At 69.4% G+C, this 21209-nt stretch carries 25 protein-coding genes and 2 pseudogenes; 14 read left to right on the top strand and 13 right to left on the bottom strand.

The genetic code is table 11. From position 1 onward, the window contains the following. Both ABZ911_RS28210 and ABZ911_RS28215 read right to left on the bottom strand, forming a co-directional pair. Positions 1-233, bottom strand: a 233-nt coding sequence (locus ABZ911_RS28210; protein WP_358062207.1) for a hypothetical protein, incomplete at its 3' end; no start/stop codon positions are given. A gap of 16 nt (positions 234-249) precedes the next feature. Further along, a complete protein-coding gene (locus ABZ911_RS28215; protein WP_358062210.1) occupies positions 250-675 on the bottom strand; it encodes a hypothetical protein in 426 nt (141 codons plus the stop codon). A gap of 316 nt (positions 676-991) precedes the next feature. Here ABZ911_RS28215 and ABZ911_RS28220 point away from each other — a divergent pair, with 316 nt between their 5' ends. Continuing rightward, on the top strand, positions 992-1141 hold the full coding sequence (locus tag ABZ911_RS28220; RefSeq protein WP_358062212.1) for a hypothetical protein: 150 nt from the start codon (positions 992-994) through the stop codon (positions 1139-1141). Positions 1142-1299: 158 nt separating this feature from the next. Here the strand turns inward: ABZ911_RS28220 and ABZ911_RS28225 are convergent, their stop codons facing one another. The 3 genes from ABZ911_RS28225 to ABZ911_RS28235 all read right to left on the bottom strand — a co-directional run bounded on the left by ABZ911_RS28225 (position 1300) and on the right by ABZ911_RS28235 (position 3220). After that, entirely contained in the window at positions 1300-2094 is a 795-nt protein-coding gene (locus tag ABZ911_RS28225) for an SDR family oxidoreductase (RefSeq protein ID WP_358062215.1), read from the bottom strand. An 89-nt stretch (positions 2095-2183) separates the two neighbouring features. Beyond that, positions 2184-2801, bottom strand: coding sequence for a TetR/AcrR family transcriptional regulator (locus ABZ911_RS28230; protein ID WP_358062218.1), 618 nt, complete (start codon positions 2799-2801; stop codon positions 2184-2186). A gap of 188 nt (positions 2802-2989) precedes the next feature. Next, positions 2990-3220, bottom strand: coding sequence for a hypothetical protein (locus ABZ911_RS28235; protein WP_358062221.1), 231 nt, complete (start codon positions 3218-3220; stop codon positions 2990-2992). Here ABZ911_RS28235 and ABZ911_RS28240 point away from each other — a divergent pair. After that, a pseudogene (locus tag ABZ911_RS28240) lies at positions 3197-3286 on the top strand (IS5/IS1182 family transposase); the annotation flags it as partial. The gene ABZ911_RS28235 and the pseudogene ABZ911_RS28240 overlap by 24 nt on opposite strands. Positions 3287-3423: 137 nt before the next feature. Here the strand turns inward: ABZ911_RS28240 and ABZ911_RS28245 are convergent. After that, positions 3424-3549 (bottom strand): annotated as a pseudogene (locus ABZ911_RS28245) (IS3 family transposase); the annotation flags it as partial. 82 nt (positions 3550-3631) lie between these two features. Next, positions 3632-5431, bottom strand: coding sequence for a site-specific integrase (locus tag ABZ911_RS28250; protein WP_358062224.1), 1800 nt, complete (start codon positions 5429-5431; stop codon positions 3632-3634). Between the two features lie 237 nt (positions 5432-5668). Here ABZ911_RS28250 and ABZ911_RS28255 point away from each other — a divergent pair, with 237 nt between their 5' ends. Continuing rightward, the gene (locus ABZ911_RS28255; protein ID WP_358062575.1) at positions 5669-6154 is read left to right on the top strand and encodes an NUDIX domain-containing protein; all 486 of its coding nucleotides are present in this window, start codon (positions 5669-5671) and stop codon (positions 6152-6154) included. Positions 6155-6204: 50 nt separating this feature from the next. Here the strand turns inward: ABZ911_RS28255 and ABZ911_RS28260 are convergent, their stop codons facing one another. Both ABZ911_RS28260 and ABZ911_RS28265 read right to left on the bottom strand, forming a co-directional pair. Continuing rightward, on the bottom strand, positions 6205-7005 hold the full coding sequence (locus tag ABZ911_RS28260; RefSeq protein WP_358062227.1) for an SGNH/GDSL hydrolase family protein: 801 nt from the start codon (positions 7003-7005) through the stop codon (positions 6205-6207). After that, positions 7002-7577, bottom strand: coding sequence for a PadR family transcriptional regulator (locus ABZ911_RS28265; RefSeq protein ID WP_358062229.1), 576 nt, complete (start codon positions 7575-7577; stop codon positions 7002-7004). Before ABZ911_RS28265 ends, ABZ911_RS28260 begins: the two co-directional genes overlap by 4 nt. A gap of 114 nt (positions 7578-7691) precedes the next feature. On the opposite strand from ABZ911_RS28265, the gene ABZ911_RS28270 reads away from it, so the two are divergent. The 4 genes from ABZ911_RS28270 (at position 7692) to ABZ911_RS28285 (ending at position 10635) form a co-directional block, all read left to right on the top strand. Beyond that, positions 7692-8642 carry an aminoglycoside phosphotransferase family protein gene (locus tag ABZ911_RS28270; RefSeq protein WP_358062232.1) on the top strand — a complete coding sequence of 317 codons (951 nt, stop codon included), beginning with the start codon at positions 7692-7694 and terminating at the stop codon, positions 8640-8642. Positions 8643-8680: 38 nt separating this feature from the next. Further along, positions 8681-9307 (top strand): hypothetical protein, encoded by a 627-nt coding sequence (locus tag ABZ911_RS28275; protein WP_358062235.1) that lies wholly within the window; start codon positions 8681-8683, stop codon positions 9305-9307. Positions 9308-10049: 742 nt separating this feature from the next. Next, the gene (locus ABZ911_RS28280; protein WP_358062238.1) at positions 10050-10220 is read left to right on the top strand and encodes an SDR family NAD(P)-dependent oxidoreductase; all 171 of its coding nucleotides are present in this window, start codon (positions 10050-10052) and stop codon (positions 10218-10220) included. A 37-nt stretch (positions 10221-10257) separates the two neighbouring features. After that, entirely contained in the window at positions 10258-10635 is a 378-nt protein-coding gene (locus ABZ911_RS28285; RefSeq protein ID WP_358062241.1) for a DUF2255 family protein, read from the top strand. A gap of 241 nt (positions 10636-10876) precedes the next feature. On the opposite strand, the gene ABZ911_RS28290 is transcribed toward ABZ911_RS28285, so the two are convergent. The 3 genes from ABZ911_RS28290 to ABZ911_RS28300 are packed head-to-tail and all read right to left on the bottom strand — an operon-like array spanning position 10877 to position 12511. Further along, a complete protein-coding gene (locus tag ABZ911_RS28290) occupies positions 10877-11248 on the bottom strand; it encodes a DUF1801 domain-containing protein (RefSeq protein ID WP_358062244.1) in 372 nt (123 codons plus the stop codon). 26 nt (positions 11249-11274) lie between these two features. Then, positions 11275-11817, bottom strand: a complete 543-nt coding sequence (locus ABZ911_RS28295; RefSeq protein WP_358062247.1) for a dihydrofolate reductase family protein — start codon at positions 11815-11817, stop codon at positions 11275-11277. A 46-nt stretch (positions 11818-11863) separates the two neighbouring features. Beyond that, positions 11864-12511, bottom strand: coding sequence for a DUF998 domain-containing protein (locus tag ABZ911_RS28300; protein ID WP_358062250.1), 648 nt, complete (start codon positions 12509-12511; stop codon positions 11864-11866). 124 nt (positions 12512-12635) lie between these two features. Between ABZ911_RS28300 and ABZ911_RS28305 the strand changes: the two genes are divergently transcribed. Together ABZ911_RS28305 and ABZ911_RS28310 are read left to right on the top strand one after the other, a co-directional pair. Next, entirely contained in the window at positions 12636-12962 is a 327-nt protein-coding gene (locus tag ABZ911_RS28305; protein WP_358062253.1) for a YciI family protein, read from the top strand. Positions 12963-12979: 17 nt separating this feature from the next. Next, positions 12980-14932, top strand: a complete 1953-nt coding sequence (locus tag ABZ911_RS28310; RefSeq protein ID WP_358062256.1) for a sigma-70 family RNA polymerase sigma factor — start codon at positions 12980-12982, stop codon at positions 14930-14932. A gap of 57 nt (positions 14933-14989) precedes the next feature. Here ABZ911_RS28310 and ABZ911_RS28315 read toward each other — a convergent pair whose 3' ends face one another. Continuing rightward, positions 14990-15556, bottom strand: a complete 567-nt coding sequence (locus tag ABZ911_RS28315) for a TetR family transcriptional regulator (RefSeq protein WP_358062258.1) — start codon at positions 15554-15556, stop codon at positions 14990-14992. A 122-nt stretch (positions 15557-15678) separates the two neighbouring features. On the opposite strand from ABZ911_RS28315, the gene ABZ911_RS28320 reads away from it, so the two are divergent. The 5 genes from ABZ911_RS28320 to ABZ911_RS28340 all read left to right on the top strand — a co-directional run bounded on the left by ABZ911_RS28320 (position 15679) and on the right by ABZ911_RS28340 (position 21201). Then, positions 15679-16443 (top strand): SDR family oxidoreductase, encoded by a 765-nt coding sequence (locus ABZ911_RS28320; RefSeq protein ID WP_358062260.1) that lies wholly within the window; start codon positions 15679-15681, stop codon positions 16441-16443. Between the two features lie 186 nt (positions 16444-16629). Continuing rightward, complete coding sequence (locus ABZ911_RS28325; protein WP_358062263.1) at positions 16630-17466, top strand: alpha/beta hydrolase; 837 nt, start codon at positions 16630-16632, stop codon at positions 17464-17466. 38 nt (positions 17467-17504) lie between these two features. Beyond that, the gene (locus ABZ911_RS28330) at positions 17505-18188 is read left to right on the top strand and encodes a TenA family protein (RefSeq protein WP_358062266.1); all 684 of its coding nucleotides are present in this window, start codon (positions 17505-17507) and stop codon (positions 18186-18188) included. A 74-nt stretch (positions 18189-18262) separates the two neighbouring features. Beyond that, on the top strand, positions 18263-19006 hold the full coding sequence (locus ABZ911_RS28335) for an ABC transporter ATP-binding protein (protein ID WP_358062269.1): 744 nt from the start codon (positions 18263-18265) through the stop codon (positions 19004-19006). Between the two features lie 14 nt (positions 19007-19020). Beyond that, on the top strand, positions 19021-21201 hold the full coding sequence (locus ABZ911_RS28340) for an FtsX-like permease family protein (protein WP_358062272.1): 2181 nt from the start codon (positions 19021-19023) through the stop codon (positions 21199-21201). Positions 21202-21209: the final 8 nt, after the last annotated feature.

Here is a 21209-nt window from a genome sequence, read left to right on the forward strand (position 1 = left end):
CCTTTGGCCCAGCGCACCGGGGTGAGCACCAGCGCGGTGACGATGTCCTGCAGCAGTTCCCGCTTGCGCGAGTGTGCTGGGTCGTCATCCTCCCACGCGTCGGCCAGCACATCGGCCTGGTGCTGGGGCAGGCGGGCCCGCCGATCGTGGCGGGCCGGATCGAGCACGGGGTCGAGGAACAACTGGACAGCCATTAGCGGTACGGGCTGTTCGAGCAGGTCAGGGCGGTGCACGACCAACAGTGTCGAGTCAGCTTTTCGGCCCGAACATGGCAGGACAGTCCGGCGCGATACCACGATCTTTAGTGTTTCCGCAGGTCGCGGCGACCATCCACACCATGATCCATCTCACCGCCAATGGCTGTCCCCGCGTTCCTCGACCCCGGATCTCCCTCGCCGCCGTCAACCCGCCATCCATGCCCAGAGGGAGAGCCGTGAGCCAGCCGACGAGAGCTCCCAGGGCTCCGACGATCAGCACGTCCCTGAGGACGGGGAGGAGCTCGGTGAGCCTGCCGCGGAAGTGGAAGTCGACGTGGCCCGGTGACTCGGTGAACCAGGGCCCGATCAAGACCATGATCATGAGCGCGGACGGCAGGCCGGCCGATACGCCTGCCACGGGTTGCCCTGTCACCAGGGCGACCCCGATCCCGATCCCGATCGCGGTGGCGACCCCCATGCGGACCGAGATGCTGGACATGTAGCCGGCCAGATACCACCACGCCACGTCATGCGCCTGGCTGAGTGAGAGCTGCCGGGACAGGTATGTGAGCCAGCGGTCGACCGGCTCGGCGGGGCCCAGGTGTGCTGTGGCCGGAAGGGCTGGGCCGGGCCGTCGGCGGGGGGACGCGCGTTCACCAGCGCGGGGATGAGCTGGTCGCACAGATGGTCGTGCAGCTCGGCCGCGCTGCCGCGCCCGAGTTCCAGCAGCGGTGCCGGATCCACTCGCGGCGCGAGGCGCAGAGCGCATGCCGGGCCCGGCATGCATGGTCGGGATGAGCGGGTGGGACCCGGGCGCGGCGCATCCGGACCGGGGCGCGGTCACCTGCCGACGCTGCCTGAAGCTGACCCAAGGCCCCCAGGAGGTCGGCAGCGAACAGCTGGAGCTGTTCACCGCAGCCGCACCCGAGCCAGAAGGGGCCTGACCCCGGCCACCGGATCGTTTCGGGGAGCGTTCTACCTGCACAAACGCGGCGAACTCGCTGCCACAGCCGAGTTCGCGGCAGGCGGTGACCTCCTCAGCCCAGTTCCGAGGCTGCGCCGGAGGTCGCCGTTGAGGTGCTGGAGGGAGGCTCTTCGGGGCTCACGCGCTCGGGCGTACGCTTCGTTCGGCGATGCGGATCAGGGGGCGCTCCGGCGCCAGGCGGCTGATGACGCGTGACACCAGGGCATTGCCGGCGCCGTCGACGACGGTCGCCTTGCGTCCGCCGAGCGCCGCGAGTGCTGTGGCGACGACCTGCTGCGGTGTGCGCCGGGTGCCGACCGACGCGTTGTCACCGGCCACGTCGAAGAACGGGGTGTCGGTGGCGCCCGGGCAGATCCCGAGGACGGTCACACCGGTGCCGCGGGTCTCGCCCCAGAGGGAACGCGTGAAGGACAGGACGAATGCCTTCGTCGCGGAGTACACCGCCATGTGTGGCACCGCCTGGAATCCGGCCGTGCTGGCGACGTTGATGATGGTGCCGCGCCCGCGCTCGACCATGCCGGGCAGGAGCCGGGTGGTGTTGCCGACGAGCGTGCCGACGTTCAGCTGCACCTGGGAGGCCATGTGGTCGGGGTCGGCCTCAGCGAGGTCGCCGTGGGAAGCGAAGCCGGCGTTGTTGACGAGGATGTCCACGGCGACGCCCTGCTCGTCGAGCGTGCGCGCGAGGGTCTCGGAGGAGTCGGGGCGGGAGAGGTCGAGGGTGATCGGCGTGACGGTCACGCCGTGCTTGGTCCGCAGGGTCGAGGCGAGCTCCTCCAGCTTGTCTTTCGAACGGGCGACGAGGACCAGGTCCACACCGCGGGCGGCCAGTTGCTGGGCGAACTCGGCGCCGATCCCTGACGAAGCGCCGGTGACGACGGCCAGCTGGGAGGTGAGGGTGTCCGAGTAGTTCATGTCTGTCTCCATACCGACTCAAAGGTTTTTTTCTTCGTGATGAGGAGGCCGAGGTGGCCGACGTGCGTGGTGTCCGGCCTGCCCGGCGTTCAGTGAGCTTCGATGGCCGCCTCGATGACTTCGGTGAGAACGGCCGCTGCACGGTGCAGCTCTTCGGGGGTGGCGCGTCCAGTGGCCTCGAGGACGCCCTTCAAGCCGTCGAACGCGCCCACAAACACGGTCGCCAGCGTGTGGGCGTCGGCCGAAAGATGGAGGTCGCCCGCGTGGGCGCCTGCGAGGAGGAGTTCTTCGACCAGGCCGACCCACTCCGCGAGAACGGACGCCTCGGCATGGTCCTGCGGCGACTCGGTGGTGAGCTCGCGGTCGAGCCGTACGACGGACCATCCCGCGGGTTCGGCGATGACGAGGTCCACGAGGATGGGGACGAGTCCGCGTACCTGTGCGGCCGGCCCTCCGAGCCCTTCGAGCTGCCTGCGCACATGGGCAAGCGTCCCCTGCTTCTGATCGTCGACGACCGCATGGGCCAGGGCGGCCTTGCTCTTGAAGTGGAAGTACACGGCGCCCTTGGTGAGGCCGGTCTCGCTCACCACGTCGTCCATCCGGGCCAGGGCGTACCCCTTGGCGTCGAAGACACGGGCGGCGGCGCGCAGAATGTCCCGGCGCGTCGCCGCGCCCTTCGGTGTCAGTTGGTCCACTGGCCTTCCCATGCCCCAATAATAAATACCTTCGAGTCGGTTTTTCAAGTTGATCAGGAGCCGCATTGCCCGGAGGGCCGTAGATTGTCGCAGGCAATGACCGGATCGCGCGGAGCTCGCTCACGACGAGTTCGGTGGTGAAGGCTCGCCTCCCCGGACGGCGGCGCGCTGCTCCGCGCCATCGCCGGCGAGCTGGACGGTCACCAAGGCTCGGAGGCGACGCACACCCCGATCACGATGATCCACGCCACCGTCCACCCCGGCGCCGAGGTGACCCTGCCCTGGCGCGAGGTAGCAAACAGCTCCTCGACCACCTCGCGACCACGCATCCGACCGTGACCAAGGTCTGGGCCGACGGCAGATAGCAGACCACCGTCATCAACCACGGAGCCCGCCTGGGCCTCGACGTCGTCGAAGTGGTGAAGCGTCACTCCGCCACCGGCTTCCGACCGCTGCCGAAACGCTGGGCGATCGAGCGAACCTTTGGCTGGCTGATGCTTCTACTGCTGCCCGGGCATCGAAGGAGCTCACGAGAAGGGCGGAGTCGAAGGGATGATCGGCTACTTCCGCCGCAACCACTTCACTCCGGCCTGTTGATGTTCCCCGTGTTAGGTGGAGTCGGGTTGCTGGACTCTTATGCCGGTTGGCGGGTTGGGTAGAGCATCTCGTATTCGATGGGAGTGCGCATCCCGAGGGCGCTGTGGCGGCGTTGCCGATTGTGGAAGATTTCGAGGTAGTCGAAGATCGCGTTGGCGAGTTCGGGGTCGAGGAACAACTGGACAGCCATTAGCGGTACGGGCTGTTCGAGCAGGTCAGGGCGGTGCACGACCAACAGTGTCGAGTCAGCTTTTCGGCCCGAACATGGCAGGACAGTCCGGCGCGATACCACGATCTTTAGTGTTTCCGCAGGTCGCGGCGACCATCCACACCATGATCCATCTCACCGCCAATGGCTGTCCCCGCGTTCCTCGACCCCGTGCATGGCCTGGGGGCCCTTGAACGGGCGGAGCTGCGCCGCCTGCACGCTCTGGCGGCGAAAGCACCGCGATAACGAAGGACCCTGCGCTGGCTGCGGCGAGACGGCTCTGCTCCGAGGCGGCCACTGCCGGTTGTGCTGGAACCAAGCCCGCGCCGAGGCCCGCGCGACGGGCCGGCTGCACGGCCGCGTGGTCGCCTCCCGCTTCCTGGACCGGGTCGGTGCCTTCCATCAGCTGTTCTTCGCCGGGATGCACAATCAGCGGGGCGCGGCCACGACTCCGCCCCGCACGCACGACCGGCGCAGAGCACCCCAGAAACCACCGCCGCCTCCGGCCCACCGACCACCGATCGGCTGGATCCAGCCGAAGCTGTTCGACGCGCCCCGGGCCTTCACCCGGTTCGACGAAGCGGTCGACGCCGACCTTGGGAACCCCTGGCTGGCCTGGGGACTCTATCTCGCCCACCAGATCGGCGAAGCCCATGGCTGGCGACGCGGCACCCATGACGATGTCCGGCGCGCCCTTCCACGAGTGCGGATGGAACGGCAGGCCGCGCTCGTTCAGCCATAACCACAACGGCTCCAGCCCGTGCGGGCCTTCGCCGAACAACAGCGCCCGCTCCGTGACGGACAGCATGCTCAGCAGGTCTTGGCCGACGACACCATCCCGGTCCACCCAATGGACTACTGGATTCAGACCGCGGGTGACCTCGGTAACGATGCGCATCTCGGGCAGTTGCTCATAGGCACCTCGTCGCTGAGCCTGCCGCACCGCCCAGGCCCGCGAGGACTCCACGTAGGCCTCGACATCCCCGATCGCCTCCGAGGCGACGTAGAACGTTCGATCCTTCTTCGATCGCGTCACCACGGCCGCGACCTTGCCGCGGTAGTACCGGCCACCATCCAGTCGCCGCTGGGGGACCTCGAACGTCAGCAGCGACCCGCCCTCGCTGCGCCTCAGGCCCGAGGACACCAGTAGCCGGACGAAGGTTACGTTCCGGTCCTCCAGGCGGCCCACCCAGCCCGGCTCGACCACCCCCTCCTTCGCGTGGCCCCGCAACCCGACGTCGACCCACCGCCGCCAGGTCCGTGGGGTCAGCCAATGCACGTTGCTCGACCGGGCGTCCTTCGCTCGGGCCTGCGCGACCGTCAGCATCTCGCCGTACCGGCCCGTCACCTGCTTCGTGGCCACCGGGTTCTGCTTCATGAGCCCGGCTTTGACGGCCCACCGGTAGAGGCTCATGAAGGCCGCCAGCTCCCGGTCCCACTTCGACCCGCCGATCCTTCTCGGGTTCGACCCCTCGAAGCGCCGCCAGTGCTCGAAGTCCTCCAGATCCCGTTCTCTCGCCTCGGTCCACCCGCGACCACGGCTCCACAGGAAGTTCAGCAACAGGCAGATGTCCGTCGCATAGTTGCGTCGCGTCTCCCGCGTGCAGGATCGGAAGCCCTTCGACCGTCCGTACGTGGACAAGCCTGGATCCACCCGATAGTCGGGGGACAAGAAGATCGGATCCCCGGTCCGCACACCCACCTCACGCTCCCGAGCGGTCAGGTCCTCCCACCCCTCCAGAACCGACCGCCGAACACCGCCACGTGCCGCATCTCGGGGTACCCAAAACACCCGCCAAGCCGTCACATCAGCCACCCTAGTGAGCAGGAACAACACGCCTATTCAATAGGGAAGTGCGGATCCGCGGCGTTGAGCAAGCCGGGGCCCTGGTCGGCGAATCGGGGCGCCGCCGTTGCACCCGTACTCCGTCCCGCCCACGACAACAGTCCGGGCGTCACCCCGCGCCTTGCCTCATCCGGACAGGCGGCGAGCACGAGGCCCCTTCCGCGCGATGCCGGCCCGTGAAGTGGATCTGGTCTCCGCGTCCGGGCCTGGTTTAGGGTCGCGTTCGTGATGATCAGGAACTCGCATTGCTCCTCCTGTGGCAGGGCCTTCACCTCTGACCAGTCGTGGCCGCGTACCTGCTCCGGCTGCGGAAACACCAGCTACCTGAACCCGCTGCCGGTCGCGGTGATGGTGCTGCCGGTGGACGACGGCCTGCTGGTGGTGCGCCGCGCCGTCGAACCGCGGCGTGGCGGGCTCGCCTTGCCCGGCGGCTTCATCGACATGGGCGAGTCCTGGCAGCAGGCGGCCGTCCGGGAGCTTCGCGAGGAGACGGGCGTCGCCGTCGGGGCGGCGGATGTACGGCTCTTCGACGTGCTCAGCGCCCCTGACGGCACTGTGCTGATCTTCGCCTTGGGCCCGCGGACCGCCTCGGCTCTCCTGCCGCCCATGACGCCCACGGCCGAGACGACGGAGTGGCTGCTGATCGACGGGCCGCAGGAGCTGGCGTTCCCGCTGCACACGCAGGTCGTGGCCGAGTACTTCGGCTCGAATTGAGCACAGGCGAACTCAGCCAGCCGTAGTCCTCGCGCCCGGCCCGCATCCCGCTACCGAGCTTCCTGTTCGCGCGAGAGCAGTACGGGCGCGAGGTCGGGGCGCTTGGCGCTGCGGCCGTCGCCGGAGGATCTGCCCCGCATGCGGCGGTAGATCCACGGGCCGGCGAAGCCGGCGACCCAGCGGACCTCCGTCCCCGCGGTGCGCAGGCGGCCGCGCGGGGCGACCGGCACGAGCGGGACCGACCAGGTGTCGTCGCTGCCCGGCAGTCCGAGGGCGTGCGCGAAGGCCGCGGCTATCCGGGCGTGGCCCAGCGGGCTGGCGTGCAGGCGGTCGACGCTCCACATCCTGGCGTCGGTGGCGAAGGCCAGCGGGAAGGTGTCGATCACGGTGACGCCGTGGCGGGCCGCGGCCTCGCGGATCCGCTCGTTCAGGGCGAGCACGCGCGGGAGCAGCGGACGGGCCAGGGGCGCGATCTTCCCGATGTCGGGAAAGGTCACCGTGAGGACGTGCGCGCCCGACGCGGTGAGCGCGGCGAACATCTCCTCCAGGCTCGCGGCGACCGCGGCGGCGTCGAAGCCGGGCCTGATCAGGTCGTTCATCCCGGCTATCACCGTGGCCAGGTCGGGCCGCAGCCGTAGCGCCGGGGCGAGCTGCTCGGCGAGCACCTGCGCGGCGAGGCGCCCCCGTACGCTCAGGTTGGCGTACTGGACGTCCGGGGTCGCCGTGGCGAGGTGCTCGGCGAGCCGGTCCGCCAAGCCGCGGTAACCGCGGATCTCGTCGCCGTCGCCGAGTCCCTCCGTCTGGCTGTCGCCGAGCGCGACATACCGGGTGTACGTCCTGGCGTGCGTCATCGCCCCTCCTCGGGGTGGCTCGCGGCGCGGGAGCGGAGCAGGGCGGCGGTGCTCAGGCACCAGTCGCGCATCTCCCGCTCCAGGCGGCATCCGGCCAGGTAGGTCAGGTATGGGCCGATTCGTGCGGAGGAGCGGAGGAACTCCTCCTCGTCGAGGCCGCCCCGCAACCGCCGCATGCCCTGGTCGAACAGCGCCAGCTTGGCGGCGGCCTCGACGGCCCGCTCGTCGAGCTGGGCCAGTACGGGGGCGGGGTCGAGGTGGTCGACGGCCTGAACCTTCACCGCCAGGTCGTCGCGGATGGACAGCGGTTTGGACGCGGCCGCTGCGAAGGCCGCCAGCTCCTCCAGGCCCGCCTCGGCGACCGTGAAGACCCGCTTGTTCGGCCGGTCGAGCTGGATGACCTGCCTCCCGGAGATCATCCCGGCCTTCTCCAGCTTCGCCAGCTCGGTGTAGAGCTGCTGCGGTGAGGCGTACCAGAAGTTGGACACGCCCACGTCGAAGATCTTGGCGAGCTGGTAGCCGGTGTATTCACCGTCGAGCAACGCCGCCAGCACCGCATGCCGTAACGCCATGAGACAGGACTATCTACTCAATTCCATGACTAGTCAAGAAATGGAAGGCGGCTTTGCCGCTTCCGGCGGGCACGGCGGCCGGGCACGCCAAGATCACGCCTAGAATCTGGGGCTGTGAAGGACCAGCCCGAGGGACTCCGCGACGAGCAGGTACGGCAGGCGCTGCTGGCCTGGGACATCGACGCCGCCTCCCTCCTCTACGAACCCGTCGGCTTCGGCGACCACCACTGGAGCGCGAAGGGGGCCGACGGCCGGCGCTGGTTCGTCACTGTCGCCGACCTGCGCCACAAGGCCTACTGCGGTCCCGACCCCTTCGACGGCCTGCGCCGGGCCATGCGCACCGCCCAGAGCCTGCGCGAGGCCGGGCTGCCCTTCGTCGTCGCCCCCGAGGGCGAGGCCCTGCGCAGGCTCGGCGAGTGGTACGCGATCAGCGTCTTCCCCTTCCTCGACGCCGTCTCCGGCGACTTCGACCAGGCCCTCCCAGCCGAGCGGCGCGCCCAGGTCATCGAGTTCCTCGCCGCACTCCACCAGGCCACACCTCCCGCGAGCACCCCGGCCCCCGGCCTCGGCCTGCCCAAACGGGCCGCGCTGGAGGACGCACTGGCCGCGCTCGGCTCTCCCTGGTACGGCGGGCCGTACGCGGAACCGGCGCGTGAGCTCGTCGCCGGCCGGGCCGGGGCGCTGAGAGGGGGGCTGGAGCGGTTCGACGCGCTCGTCGCCGAGCTGGACGGCCGCGAACGGGTCGTCACCCACGGCGAGCCGCACCCCGGCAACCTGCTGTGGTCCGGCGACCAGCCGCTGGTCGTCGACTGGGACACCACCGGCCTCGCCATGCCCGAGCGCGACCTGCGGGGCGCGGGGGCCGACGACGACGATCTGGCCCGCTACACCGACCTGACCGGCCGCGCCCCCGACCGGACCGCCCTGGACTTCTACGGCCTGCGCTGGGACCTCGACGAGATCTCGATCTACGTCGAGCAGTTCCGCTCGCCCCACGCGCAAACCGGCGACACCGAGCTGGCGTGGACCGGTTTCACCGGCAGCCTGGACCATCTGACCGGCTGACGCTCTCCCGGGCAGTCGTCGGGCAGGGGCATGTCGAGGTGGAGCCCTCGACCGACCGACGCGAGATCACACCGCCTGGAAAGGTGGATATCTTCAAGAATGCGATCTATACCGCCCCACCCGGGCCGCCGGGCATGAGCGAGTCAGCCGTCCGGCATCCGTCCGGTCAAGGGCCCGGCATCGCGCTGCAGCGCCGCCTGCGATCGCTTATCGCCGGCGAAGTGGTCAACATCCCCCTCCAGGCGGCCATCTGGTACGGAATAGTCGGGTTTCCCGCCACTTGGGCCAACCTGGTCGGCTTCGCGGTGTTCTCTCTCCTGCTGATCCAAGGTGCGGCGTACTGGGCGGCGAAGCTGGAGCAGTTGCGAAACCGGAGGGCACTCCCCCGCGGAATGAGCGCCTTCGCGGTCGCGCGCGTGGCGAATCTCGCCGTACTCGGCGCGGGATTGCTCGCGACAGGCGCGGCCGTGCTCACCGACCCCGGCAGGGGCTCCCTGCCGGGGCTGGGCTTCGCCCTCTTCGCGGTGCTCGAGCACGTCAACTACTTCCACACCCAGCTCATGCACGACACGGTCGCCGATCTTCGACGGTTCCGCACGGTCGGCTTTCGTCGCTCACAGCTCGCCCGAGATCTGGCCCGTCACAGCAAGAGCTCCCGGGCCTGAGCGCCAGGTGGGGTCCGGGTTCTCACCGGCTCGCCTGGCTGACAGGATGTCGGTTGTGTCCCCTGAGGATCCGGTCCTGCGTCTGGCCCGAGCCACCGTTTTCGCCACGGTGTGCGTCGTGGTCTCCGCGGGTGGACACGCCTTCGCCAGGGGCGGCGCGGTCGCCCGGCGGTGATGCTTCTCGGCGGGCTCGTCTCGTTCGTTCTGGCCTATGTGCTCAGCGGGCGCGGGCCCGAAACAGTGCTCTTCGCGACGGCGGGTACCCAGATCCTGCTGCATGAGGTGTTCGCACAGACCTCTCCCGCCTCGGTGGCCGCCGCTCCGGGGCATGGGCATCCGGCCAGGCCGGGTCGTAGGCGACAACCTCGATGATCATGGACGCCATCCTGCCGTACGAGCCCACAGGCGGCGAGAGGCGAGCTTCTCCCCCGGTTTCATGGGAGGTGCCGAGTTCTGCGGGCACGCCCGCTCACCGCTGACCCGAGATCTGCGCGGGCGCCGTTCCTTTGCCAACAATGGCCCTGGACCATGCGCCCCGACCAGGCGATACCGGCCGACTCCGGGTAGATGTGACGACGAGAGGACATGTCGGGCGGTGCACGGCTCGGTCCTGCTGATGGGCCGCCACAAGGACCTGTCGCGCCCTGAACGACCGATACGCCAAGACAAGGAGCATCACCGTGACGGACCCGGCCCCGGCGCAGCAGGCGAGTGGCGACTTCGCCCTGCCGAAGGACGTCTTGTGAGCAAGGTCGTTTTCATCACCGGTGCCGGCCGGGGCATGGGCACCGACATCGCCCGGGCGGCTCTGGAGGCCGGGCACCAGGTCGTGGCCACCGGCCGGCGCCCCGAGCGCAGCGACCAACTGACGCGGACGTGTAGGCATCCGATCGCACCCGCACACCACCCATGACCCACCACACCACTGGCATGACGAAGGAGACGCGCCGATGGCCTCGTGGACCAGCGATGAACTCACCGAGATCGGACATGCGGAAGAACTGGAGCTCGCCTCACAGCGAGACGACGGAACCCTGCGCGACCCGGTGACCATATGGGTCGTCCGCCACGGCGACGACCTGTACGTCCGCTCCATGAACGGGCGCACCGGCGCCTGGTTCCGCGGTACCCAGACACGACACGAAGGCCGCATCCAGGCCGGCGGCATCGGCAAGGACGTCACCTTCACCGACGCCGACCCCGCCGTCAACGACCAGCTCGACACCGCCTACCGCACCAAGTACCACCGCTACGGCGAGGGCATCGTCGGCGGCGTCGTCAACCCCGGCGCGCGATCCGCGACGATCAGACTCGTACCGCGCCCGTGATCGGCATCACGACACCGGTCTGAGCCGCAAGGGGCGCCGATCTTCTGGATGGCGTCGCTGTCGCTGGTCCAGGCTGATGTCGGAAGGTGGCCGGGCAGCCAGGGTATGGATCAACGGTGGCCGCCGGCATCGACAGCACCGCGATGGCCGACGTACGCCGCTGGCTGGGCAACGGCTGAGCCGACCAGGGGGTGTCGGGGTACCGGATCCACCCGCTGGTCGGCTCATTCTGGGCGAGGATTCAGCCGCTGGTCGGCGCTTCCAGGTCGCGTGCCTGGTGCAGCCAGGTGGTGAACAGGTCGGGGTCGAGGTCGGCCAGGGTGTGGAGTTTCACGCTGGACATCGCTCGCGCGTTGGGTTCGAGGCGGCCGGAGGGGTCGTCGATCTCCTGTCCGCGCCAGAAGCCGAAGGTCACATAAGCGGAGTAGGCCTTGATGTAGCAGACCGGGGAGTTGCCGGGTTTGTCGCCGAGGCTCCACACCGGGTGCCCCTGCCAGACCGCGCCGGCCCCGGGCAGTGCCGTCTCGATGAGCGGCAGGAGCTTGTCGGCGATCTGGCGCTGGGACTCGGGCAGGGAGGCGAGGTAGTCGTGCACGGTGGCGAACTTGGCCATGTCGATGTCCTTAGTCGTAGGGGGGGTCAGGCCGTCTGGTAGGTCAGGTGGACGACCCCGGTCTTGAAGGTCGTCGACTCGACCAGGGTCATCGGCTGCTGCGGGAGGCCGTCCTCGAACAGGCGCTGCCCGGTGCCCACGACCAGGGGGTGGACCAGCAGTGACAGTTCGTCGAGCAGTCCGTTGCCCAGCAGCCAGCGTACGAGGGTGGCGCTGCCGGTGATCGAGATGTTCTTGCCGGGCTGCCGCTTGAGCGCGGTGATCTCCTCGAGCAGGTTGCCGCGGAGCAGGACCGAGTTCTGCCATGCGACGGTGTCCAAGGTCGTCGAGACGACGTACTTGGCCGTGCTGTTGAGCTGGTCGGCGAGCGGCACGTCGCTGCCCTGGTGCGGCCAGTAGGCGGCGAACTCCTCGTAGGTCGCCCGGCCGAACAGCATGGCGTCGGCGGCGTCCGCCTGGGCTCCGACCCACTGGCCCATCTCGTCGTTCATGTACGGGAAGTGCCACTTGTACGGTGCTTCCACCACGCCGTCCAGCGAGATGAAGAATCCGGCGACGATCTTTCTCATGTGACTTCTCCTTAGATGTGATGGTGTTGGCGATGCCCGGGGAGGTTCAGAGTGCGCTGCGGAAGCGGGCGGCGACCGCGGAGATCCAGAGCATCGCGGTGATGGCGCCGACGGCCAGCGTCAGAGACCCGCCCTGGCCGCCGCTCATCGCCCAGCCGTTGCCGATCAGCAGGGCGGTGCCGGCGACGCGGGAGGCGATGGCCAGACCGCGGTTCCCCGCGCGGCTGAAGTGACGGCCCAGCACGTAGCAGGCGGCGATCAGGGCGACGAAGGCGACCGAGCCGGCGACCATGTGGCCGTAGCTGTGCCAGGTGAGCGCCTCAGGCATCCCGTAGGGGGTGCCGGTCGGGAAGCCGTCGGCCGGGTCCATGACGAAGACCCCCGCGGCGATCATGCCGATGCCGTTGACCCGGACCAGCCATGGCACCCACGTACCTCCGACAGTGCCGCGCAGGACTCGGCGAAGACCGGCCGCTCCGACGATGACCAGGACCCCGGCGACCAGGAAGTTGGTGATCTGCAGCCAGCCGAGGGAGCCGTTACTCAGCGCGCTCAGCGGGTGCCTGGTCAGGTCGAAGCCCTCGCGGGCGGCGGCCTGGGCCAGGGAGACGACCACCCAGAGGGGCCCCGCGACGACCGAGCAGGTGAGCAGTGTGCGGGTAGTGGTGGCGGCGGGGATCTGGGTGGCGGTCATGGCGAGGCCCTTCTCGGTTCGTCCTGGTTCTCACTCACACGTCGATTCGGCGATGTGACAGGGAACGCCGCCGTTCCCTGTCACATAGGGTGCTGTGGACACCCGGACGAGAAGGAGAAAGCCCATGCGCTACCTGATGATGTCCAAGACCGCCTCCGAGAGCGCCCCCGACGAGAACCTGTACCTCGAGATGGGCAAGTTCATCGAGGAGCTGACCGCGGCTGGCGTCCTGCTGGCCACCGGTGGCCTCGCGCCGGGCGGTGTCACCGTGACCTCCTCCGGCGAGGAGATCACGGTGACCGACGGGCCGTTCGCCGAGGCCAAGGAGGCCGTGGCCGGCTTCGCACTGGTCGAGGTCCGCTCCAAGGAGGAGGCGATCGAGCTGACCCGCCGCTTCCGCAAGATCGTCGGTGACGGCGAGAGCGTGATCCAGCAGGTCTTCGGCCCCTGAGCGCCGTCACCGTGCCCATGACGGACGCCCACCGCGCCATCGACGCGGTCTGGAAACTCGAGTCGGCCAGGATCATCGCCGGGCTCACCCGGATGGTGCACGACGTCGGCCTCGCCGAGGAACTGGCCCAGGACGCCCTCGTCGCCGCACTCGAACAGTGGCCCGACTCGGGCATCCCGGATAACCCGGGCGCCTGGCTGACGGCCATCGCCAAGCGCCGCGCCATCGATCACCTCCGGCGCTCCCAACGCCTGGAACGCCGGCACGAGCAACTCGCCCACGAGCTGGACCAGGCACAGGACCCCGAGCGCGACGACGTCCTGCGGCTGATGTTCATCTCCTGCCATCCCGTGCTGCCGACCGAGGCGCGGGCCGCGCTCACGCTCCGGCTGCTCGGCGGCCTGACGGCCGCGGAGATCGCACGGGCCTTCCTCGTCAACGAGCCGAGGATCGCCCAGCGCATCGCCGGAGCGAAGCGGACCCTGGCCGAGGAGCGGGTGCCGTTCGAGCTGCCGGACGAGCCGGAACTGGCCGGGCGTCTGTCGTCGGTGCTCGAGGTCATCTACCTGATCTTCAACGAAGGGTACTCGGCGACCTCCGGCGACGATCTGATGCGGCCCGGACTCTGCCTGGAGGCGCTACGCCTGGGCCGGCTGCTGGCCGACCTGGTGCCACAGGAGGCCGAGGTGCACGGCCTGGTCGCACTCATGGAGATCCAGGCGTCCCGCTCGGCCGCGCGGACCGGCCCCTCGGGCGAGCCCGTACAACTGCACGAGCAGAACCGGGGACGCTGGGACCACCTGCTCATCCGCCGCGGTTTCACCGCGATGCTGCGGGCACGGGAAGCCGGCGGCACGCCCGGCCCGTACGTGCTGCAGGCGGCGATCGCCGTGTGCCACGCCCAGGCCCGGACCCCCGAGGACACCGACTGGGCGCAGATCGCCACCCTGTACGAGGCGCTGGCCCGGCTGCTGCCGACGCCGATCGTGCAGCTCAACCGGGCTGTGGCGCTTGGGATGGCGCGCGGGCCGCAGGCGGGACTCGACCTTGTCGACTCCTTGACCTCCGATCCCGCGCTGCAGGACTACCACCTGCTTCCCGGCGTCCGGGGAGACCTCCTGCTCCGGCTGGGACGCCACGAGGAGGCGCGACTGGAGTTCGTCCGGGCCGCCTCCCTCACCAGGAACGCCGCCGAGCGCGCCTTCCTGCACCGCCGCGCCGACCAGATCCCCACCGGCGACACGCCAGGAGACACCCTCGGGCGGGCCGCCCAGGACTTCCTGAGACGCGACGACCTGGACACCGCGACGATCCGCTCCTACGGGCAGACCCTGCGGCGCCTGTGCCTGACCCTGGGCGAACAACTGCCGCTGACCTCCCTGACCGCCGACCAGGTGACGCGGGTGTTCGCGACGACCTGGGGCGAGGCGGCGGCCAGGACGTGGAACCGGCACCGGTCGGCCGTCCGATCGTTCGGCGCCTGGGCGTCCCTGGACCACCTCACGGCGGGCCTCGACCGGCGCGCCGAGACCCGTCCCCGGACGGCCTCGATCACCCCGCCACAGCTCGAGGCGCTCTGGAGCCGCCCCGACCTGCCGATGCGTGAACGAACCCTGTGGCGGCTCCTGCACGAGTCCGAGGCCACAGTGGCCGCCGTCCTGTCACTGAACGTCGAGAACCTGGACCTGGAGGACCGGCGGGCGCGTACGGGCGACGCCTGGGTGAGCTGGCGTTCGGAGACCGCCCGGCTCCTCCCTCACCTGGTGGCCGACCGGACCCGGGGCCCTTTGTTCCTCGCCGACCGGCGGCCCGGGCCGTCCCGGACCCCGGCCGCCGCCGACCTGTGCCCAGAGACCGGCCGCCGCCGCCTGTCCTACGAACGGGCCGAATACCTCTTCAAACAGGCCACCAAACCCCTGGACCCGACGGGCAACGGCTATACCCTCCGGCAACTCAAGCACGCGCGGTGAGATCGGACCGGCTGAAGGTGCCGGTGCGGCGTTGCGGGCTTCCGGCTCGTGTCCGCGCTATCGAAGATCCTCACCGATGTCATCGCCGAAGGCTGCAGCGAGCGCCTTCGCGATCAGGCCGGGCAGTTCGGTCCGTCCGTCGTCCTCGGCCCAGCGCACCAATGCCGTGTGCAGGGCGGCCAGGCAGGCACTGGCCGCCACTTGGGCGCGGAACGCCGAGTCGGGATCGGCGGCATCGTCCCCGAGGGCGTCGACGATCGCCTGCTGAAGGGCGTAGTGGTTGTCCAGGTGTTTGGCCCTCAAGGCCGGCGTCGAGATCATGAGCCGGAGGCGGGCCAGTAGGAACTGCTTGCCCGCCGTCAGGTCGTCTCCACCGGTCAACGTCGCGGCCGAGTCGATGAGCGCGCCGCCGATGCGGCGGACCAGGGGCTGCGCGGCGGACGACGCGACGATCCGCTCGGCGACGAGCCGACCGTGCTGGTCGACGAGCACCAGGTCCTCCTTCGTGGGGAAGTGCCGGTACACGGTCATGGGCGACACCCCCGCGGCTTCGGCGACATCGGTCACGGTCGTGGCGTCGTATCCGCGCTCGGTGAACAGCCGTACCGCGTGCGTCTGAATCATGCGCTGCGTCTCGGCTCGCCGCTGCGCTCGCAATGTTGAGTGCTGGTCGGGCATGTGATAGACACTACCGCAGTGATAGTTACTACCAAATCGGTAGCAACTAACAAGTAGGGGTGGTTGGCATGAGTGATCTGACCGGCAGGACCGCTCTCGTGACCGGAGCGTCGCGCGGCATCGGGCAGGCGATCGCGGCCCGGCTGGCAGCGCAGGGGGCAATGGTCATCGTGCACTTCGGCACGGACAAGGACGGTGCGGCGGCGACCGTCAACGCGATCGAACGTACCGGTGGAACCGCGCTCGCCGTCAGGGCGGAGCTGGGCGTGGATGACGACGTCGAGACGCTCTTCGCGGGAGTCGAGGCCGGCCTGGCCGGGCGGCCACTCGACATCCTCGTCAACAACGCGGCGGCTGCGCCCGCCGGCCCGCTCGGAGTCACGACGCGGGCGGAGTTCGACCACCTCTTCGCGGTGAACGTGCGAGCGCCGTACTTCATCATCGAGCGAGCGTTGCCGCTGCTCCGCGACGGTGGCCGCATCATCACGATCTCGTCCGTGGCGACCCGGATGGCCAACCCCGCCCAGACGTCCTTCGCCATGACGAAGGGCGCGGTCGAGACGATGAGCCTGACCTTGGCCAACCAGCTCGGAATCCGAGGGATCACGGTGAACGCGGTCGCTCCCGGCGCCACCCGGACGGCGACCAACGGATCGGCCTTCGAAGCGCCGGGCCTGGCCGAACACATCGCCGGATCGACGGCGCTCGATCGCCTGGGCGGGCCCGACGACGTCGCCGACGTAGTCGCGTTCCTCGCCTCCGACGCCGCGCGCTGGATCACCGGTCAGGTCATCGACGCAAGTGGCGGCCTGTTCCTCGGACCGCGCGCCTGATCGCAGTTTGTCGACGAGAACTCACTACTCGATGGCGCCCAGGTGGTGAGGGTCCTCGATTTGACCGGCCACATGCCGACCGCGGGGGTTCGGGTGGAACGGGCACGGGGAGCACGACTCAGAAAGCCGGCCAGGGTCACCCGAGACACAGCGGTCGGGCCGCCGCTCACCGAAAGCCTCACGGACATGCCGTACATCACCGTAGGGGAAGAGAACTCCGGCGCCATCGACCTCTACTACGAAGACCATGGCCAAGGTAAACCGGTCGTCCTCATCCACGGGTTCCCGCTCAGCGGCCACTCCTGGGAGAGGCAACTGCCCGTCCTGCTGGACGCGGGGCACCGGGTCATCACCTACGACCGCCGAGGCTTCGGCGACTCCAGCCAGCCCACCACCGGCTACACCTACGACACCTTCGCCGCCGACCTCGACGTCCTGATGGAGAATCTCGACCTGTGGGAGAGCACCCTGGTCGGATTCTCCATGGGCACCGGCGAAGTGACACGCTACCTCGCCGCGTACGGCTCCAGCCGGGTGAACAAAGCCAGCCTGATCGCCCCCATCCCCCCCTTCCTCCTCAAGACCGACGACAACCCGGAAGGCGTCGACCAGAGCGTCTTCGACGGCATCATGGCAGCGATCGTCGCCGACCGGCCCGCCTACCTGAAGGCGTTCCTCGACGACTTCTACAACGTCGACAAACTCGGCGGCACCCGCATCAGCGAGCAGGCCTGGCAGCTGAGCTGGAACGTCGCAGCCGCCGCCTCGGCCAAAGGCACCCTCGACTGCGTCCCGGCCTGGCTCACCGACTTCCGCGACGACCTGCCCAAGAACAACGTCCCGACCCTCATCATCCAGGGAGACGAAGACCGCATCCTGCCGATCGACTCCACCGGCAGACGCCTGCCCGCACTCATCGCGAACTCCCGCCTCATCGAGATCCCCGGCGGACCGCACAACATCGGCTGGACCCACCCGGCCGAAGTCAACCAGGCCCTGATCGACTTCCTCGCCGAGAAGTGAGCCAAGCCCCCATTCCGGCAGGTCGTACTGTGGGACAAGTGAACCCTGATGAAACGATCCCCTTCGCCCAGTGGCGTACAACAGCCGACGACCCTGTCTTCAGCGAATGGCTGCGCTCATCCAGCGAGCCCGACTGGACCGCCGTCGTCACCCACCCCTTCGCCACCGCGATCTGCCACGGTGAAGCCGACATGCGGCGCTACCTCGCACAGGACTTCCAGTTCGTCGACACCTTCACCGCGCTCCTCGGCGCCGCCGTCGCCTGCGCCGACTCCTTCGAGGCCCGCGTCCCCATCGCCCGCTTCCTTGGCCTCACCGTGACCGACACCGAACGCGGCTACTTCCACCGCGCCCTGGCCGCCCTCGGCGAAGACCTGGTGCCCAAGACACTCGAACCGGTCACCGTGGACTTCCGCGCGCTCATGGACGAGGCACGCACCGGCCGGCGATACCCCCTGATCATCGCCGTCCTGTGCGTCGCCGAATGGTCCTACCTCGGCTGGGCCAGCCGGGCCGAAGAACCACTCCCGGCCGACTTCGTCCACCGCGAGTGGATCGACCTGCACGACGGCCCGGACTTCCGCTCCTGGGTGAACTTCCTGCGCGGCGAGCTGGACCGCCTCGGCCCCGACCTGCCCGACCAGGAACAGCAGCAGGTCCTCGACATCTTCCAGCGCACCACCCACCTGGAACGCCGCTTCTTCGACATGGCCGCCGACTAGAAGAACCAGCCCGGTGCCGCCGCTGTCATCCGTTGGTGCGGAGACTGTCAGCCCCCCAGACCACGCTGCCGCACATGGAAAGCACAGACGCGGTCTCGCTGGAAGCCGTACGCAAGACCTACGGCAAGGACGGCGCGGCAGTGGAGGCACTGGCCGGCGTCACCATCGGCTTCCGTAGGGGAACCATGACCGCGATCATGGGCCCCTCCGGGTCAGGAAAGAGCACCTTCCTGCACTGCGCGGCCGGCCTCGACCGGCCCACCTCCGGATCGGTCACCCTGGACGGCCGCGAGATCACCGCGATGAAGGAGAAAGCACTCACCCGACTACGCCGGCAACGCATCGGCTTCGTCTTCCAAGGCTTCAACCTCCTGCCCACCCTCACCGTCCAGCAGAACATCACCCTGCCCCTGCGACTGGCCGGCCGCCGAGCCGACCACACCCTGGTCACCCAGGTGATCGCCCGAGTCGGCCTCACCACCCGCACCCACCACCTGCCTGGCGAACTGTCCGGCGGACAACAACAACGCGTGGCCATCGCCAGAGCACTCATCACCCAACCCGCGGTGACCTTCGCCGACGAACCCACCGGCGCCCTCGACACCCGCACCGCACTCGAAGTACTGGCCCTGATGCGGGAGATGGTCCGAGACGCCGGACAGACCATCGTCATGGTCACCCACGACCCGGTGGCCGCCTCCCACGCCGACCGCGTCGTCTTCCTCGCCGACGGCAAACTCGTCGACCAACTCGACCAGCCCGGCGCCGACGCGATCGCCAAGCGCATGACGCACCTGGGCGCCTGGGGGCGATCCTGATGTGGCGACTGGCCATGAGCACACTCCGGCTCCGCCTGACGGCCTTCACCGCCGCCTTCCTCGCCATGCTGGTCGGAACCTCGATCGTCGCCGCCTGCGGCGGCCTCATGGAGACCGGCATCCGGCTCGCCGTACCACCACAGCGGCTGGCCGCCGCACCCATCCTGGTCACCGGCGACCAGATCTACGAACTACCCAAGGCGAACCCGGCCGACGACGAAGAAGACACCGAGTCAGCCGTCCTGCCCGAACTCGTCCGCCTCGGAACCGACACCCTCCCCCAGGTCACCGCCATACCCGGAGTACGGCAAGCGACCACAGACCGCCGAAGCGGCGCCATCATGGTGCACCCCGACCCGGACACCGACATCACCACCCTCGCCGACCTGATCGAGAACACCGTCCCCGGCACCGTCACGCTGACCGGCGACGAGCGCGGCCTCGCCGAACACCCGCAAGCCCGGTCAGGCCGCGAGAACCTCATCGTCATCGCCGCGGTCTTCGGCGGAACCGCCGTCATGGTGGCGATGTTCGTCGTGGCCACCACCCTCGGCCTGTCCGTCCAGCAACGCCACCGAGAGATGGCACTGCTCCGCGCCATCGGCGCCACCGCCGGCCAGATCCGCCGCATGGTCCTCGGCGAAACCCTCGCGGTATCCGCCCTCGCGACCCTCCTCGGTTGCCTGTTCGCCCCACTCCTGGGCCACCGGCTGTACGGCCGGCTCGCCGACGGCGGCGTGATCCCGCCCGTGGTCGAATTCCACCAAGGCTGGATCCCCGCACTCGCCGCCGTCGCCGTCTCCGCACTCACCGCCCTCATCGCCGTCCTCACCGCCGTACGAGGCACCACACTCGCCCGCCCCACCGAAGCCCTCGCCGGCGCCGCGGCACCCGGCCGCCCCACCGGCGGACCGCTCCGGCGAACCCTCGCGATCATCTGCTTCGCCGCAGGCTGCGTCCTCGGCCTGGTGAGCGTCCTCTTCATGCCCGCCACCCTGGTCAGCAGCACGGCAGGCCCCGCGGTACTCGTCTGGGCCATCGGCCTGGCACTCATCGGGCCCACCCTGACCAAAACGATCACCAAGGCGCTGCCCTGGCCGTTCCCCGGCCTGGCCGGATACCCCGCCATCGTGAACGCCCGGGCCCGGACCGCCCAGATGGCCGCCGCCATCACCCCCATCATGCTCGCCACCGGCATGGCCACCGCCAACCTCTACATGCAGACCACCCAGGTCGACGCGGCCACCGCCGCCTACACGGCCGGCCTCCGAGCCGACACCGTCCTGTCCCCCGTCACCCCCGGCCTGCTGGAGCGGGTCCGCGCGGTGCCAGGCGTCAGCGCCGCCTCCGAACACGTCACCAGCACCGGCTTCGTCGAGAGACCACACGACAACTGGCAACGCGAGGACGGCTGGCCCCTGCACGGTGTGACCGCCGAAGGCGTCGAGCAGACGATGACACTGAAGGTCACCGCCGGCTCACTCACCGACCTGCGCGGCGACACGGTCGCCCTGGCAGCCGAGCACGCCCGCAACATCGGCGACGGAGTGGGAGTGGGCGACACGATCACCCTGCGCCTCGGCGACCGCGCCGCGGTCGACCTACGCATCGTCGCCCTGCTGGCCGTCGAGACGGGCAGCGAGCAGTTCATCCTGCCCGCCGACCTGCTGGCACCGCACACCACCGCCGGAGTACCCGACCAGATCCTGGTCCGCGCCGCACCGGGCACCGACCTGAGCACACTCGGCGCCAACGCCCAGGACCGCACCGCGCTCTCGGCCGTCTACGGCGCACAGCAACAGACCCAGGCCTGGGTGAACTACCTCCTCATCGCGATGATCATCGCCTACACCATGATCTCGCTGGTCAACACCCAGGTGATGACGACCGCGCAACGGCGCAGAGAGTTCGCCCTGCAACGGCTCACCGGCTTCACCCGCGCCCAGATCATGCGCATGACCGGCCTCGAAAGCCTGCTCGTCACCGCCATCGGCGTCCTGCTCGGCACCGTGGCCAGCATGATCAGCCTGATCCCCTTCAGCATCGCGGTCGCCGGATCGCCTCTCCCCTCAGGACCCGTCTGGATCTACCTCACCACCATCGCGGCAGCGGTGGCCCTGGTCCTCGCGGCCACCTGGGCACCCGCCTGGACCGTCATGCGCACCCGGCCCGCGGAGGTCGCCGCCACCGTGTAGGCGACAGC

The sequence above is a fragment of the Nonomuraea sp. NPDC046570 genome (genome assembly GCF_040645915.1).
In the GTDB taxonomy this organism is placed as follows: Bacteria; Actinomycetota; Actinomycetes; order Streptosporangiales; family Streptosporangiaceae; genus Nonomuraea.

Excerpts from the sequence above, each read along its gene's own strand:
- ABZ911_RS28340 (WP_358062272.1), top strand. The coding sequence starts at position 19,021 with ATGAGCACACTCCGGCTCCGCCTGACGGCCTTCACCGCCGCCTTCCTC.
- ABZ911_RS28230 (WP_358062218.1), bottom strand. The coding sequence starts at position 2,801 with ATGGGAAGGCCAGTGGACCAACTGACACCGAAGGGCGCGGCGACGCGC.
- ABZ911_RS28325 (WP_358062263.1), top strand. The coding sequence starts at position 16,630 with ATGCCGTACATCACCGTAGGGGAAGAGAACTCCGGCGCCATCGACCTC.
- ABZ911_RS28285 (WP_358062241.1), top strand. The coding sequence starts at position 10,258 with ATGGCCTCGTGGACCAGCGATGAACTCACCGAGATCGGACATGCGGAA.
- ABZ911_RS28220 (WP_358062212.1), top strand. The coding sequence starts at position 992 with ATGAGCGGGTGGGACCCGGGCGCGGCGCATCCGGACCGGGGCGCGGTC.
- ABZ911_RS28255 (WP_358062575.1), top strand. The coding sequence starts at position 5,669 with ATGATCAGGAACTCGCATTGCTCCTCCTGTGGCAGGGCCTTCACCTCT.
- ABZ911_RS28315 (WP_358062258.1), bottom strand. The coding sequence starts at position 15,556 with ATGATTCAGACGCACGCGGTACGGCTGTTCACCGAGCGCGGATACGAC.
- ABZ911_RS28265 (WP_358062229.1), bottom strand. The coding sequence starts at position 7,577 with ATGGCGTTACGGCATGCGGTGCTGGCGGCGTTGCTCGACGGTGAATAC.
- ABZ911_RS28305 (WP_358062253.1), top strand. The coding sequence starts at position 12,636 with ATGCGCTACCTGATGATGTCCAAGACCGCCTCCGAGAGCGCCCCCGAC.
- ABZ911_RS28310 (WP_358062256.1), top strand. The coding sequence starts at position 12,980 with ATGACGGACGCCCACCGCGCCATCGACGCGGTCTGGAAACTCGAGTCG.
- ABZ911_RS28290 (WP_358062244.1), bottom strand. The coding sequence starts at position 11,248 with ATGGCCAAGTTCGCCACCGTGCACGACTACCTCGCCTCCCTGCCCGAG.
- ABZ911_RS28215 (WP_358062210.1), bottom strand. The coding sequence starts at position 675 with ATGGGGGTCGCCACCGCGATCGGGATCGGGATCGGGGTCGCCCTGGTG.
- ABZ911_RS28335 (WP_358062269.1), top strand. The coding sequence starts at position 18,263 with ATGGAAAGCACAGACGCGGTCTCGCTGGAAGCCGTACGCAAGACCTAC.
- ABZ911_RS28295 (WP_358062247.1), bottom strand. The coding sequence starts at position 11,817 with ATGAGAAAGATCGTCGCCGGATTCTTCATCTCGCTGGACGGCGTGGTG.
- ABZ911_RS28300 (WP_358062250.1), bottom strand. The coding sequence starts at position 12,511 with ATGACCGCCACCCAGATCCCCGCCGCCACCACTACCCGCACACTGCTC.
- ABZ911_RS28225 (WP_358062215.1), bottom strand. The coding sequence starts at position 2,094 with ATGAACTACTCGGACACCCTCACCTCCCAGCTGGCCGTCGTCACCGGC.
- ABZ911_RS28320 (WP_358062260.1), top strand. The coding sequence starts at position 15,679 with ATGAGTGATCTGACCGGCAGGACCGCTCTCGTGACCGGAGCGTCGCGC.
- ABZ911_RS28260 (WP_358062227.1), bottom strand. The coding sequence starts at position 7,005 with ATGACGCACGCCAGGACGTACACCCGGTATGTCGCGCTCGGCGACAGC.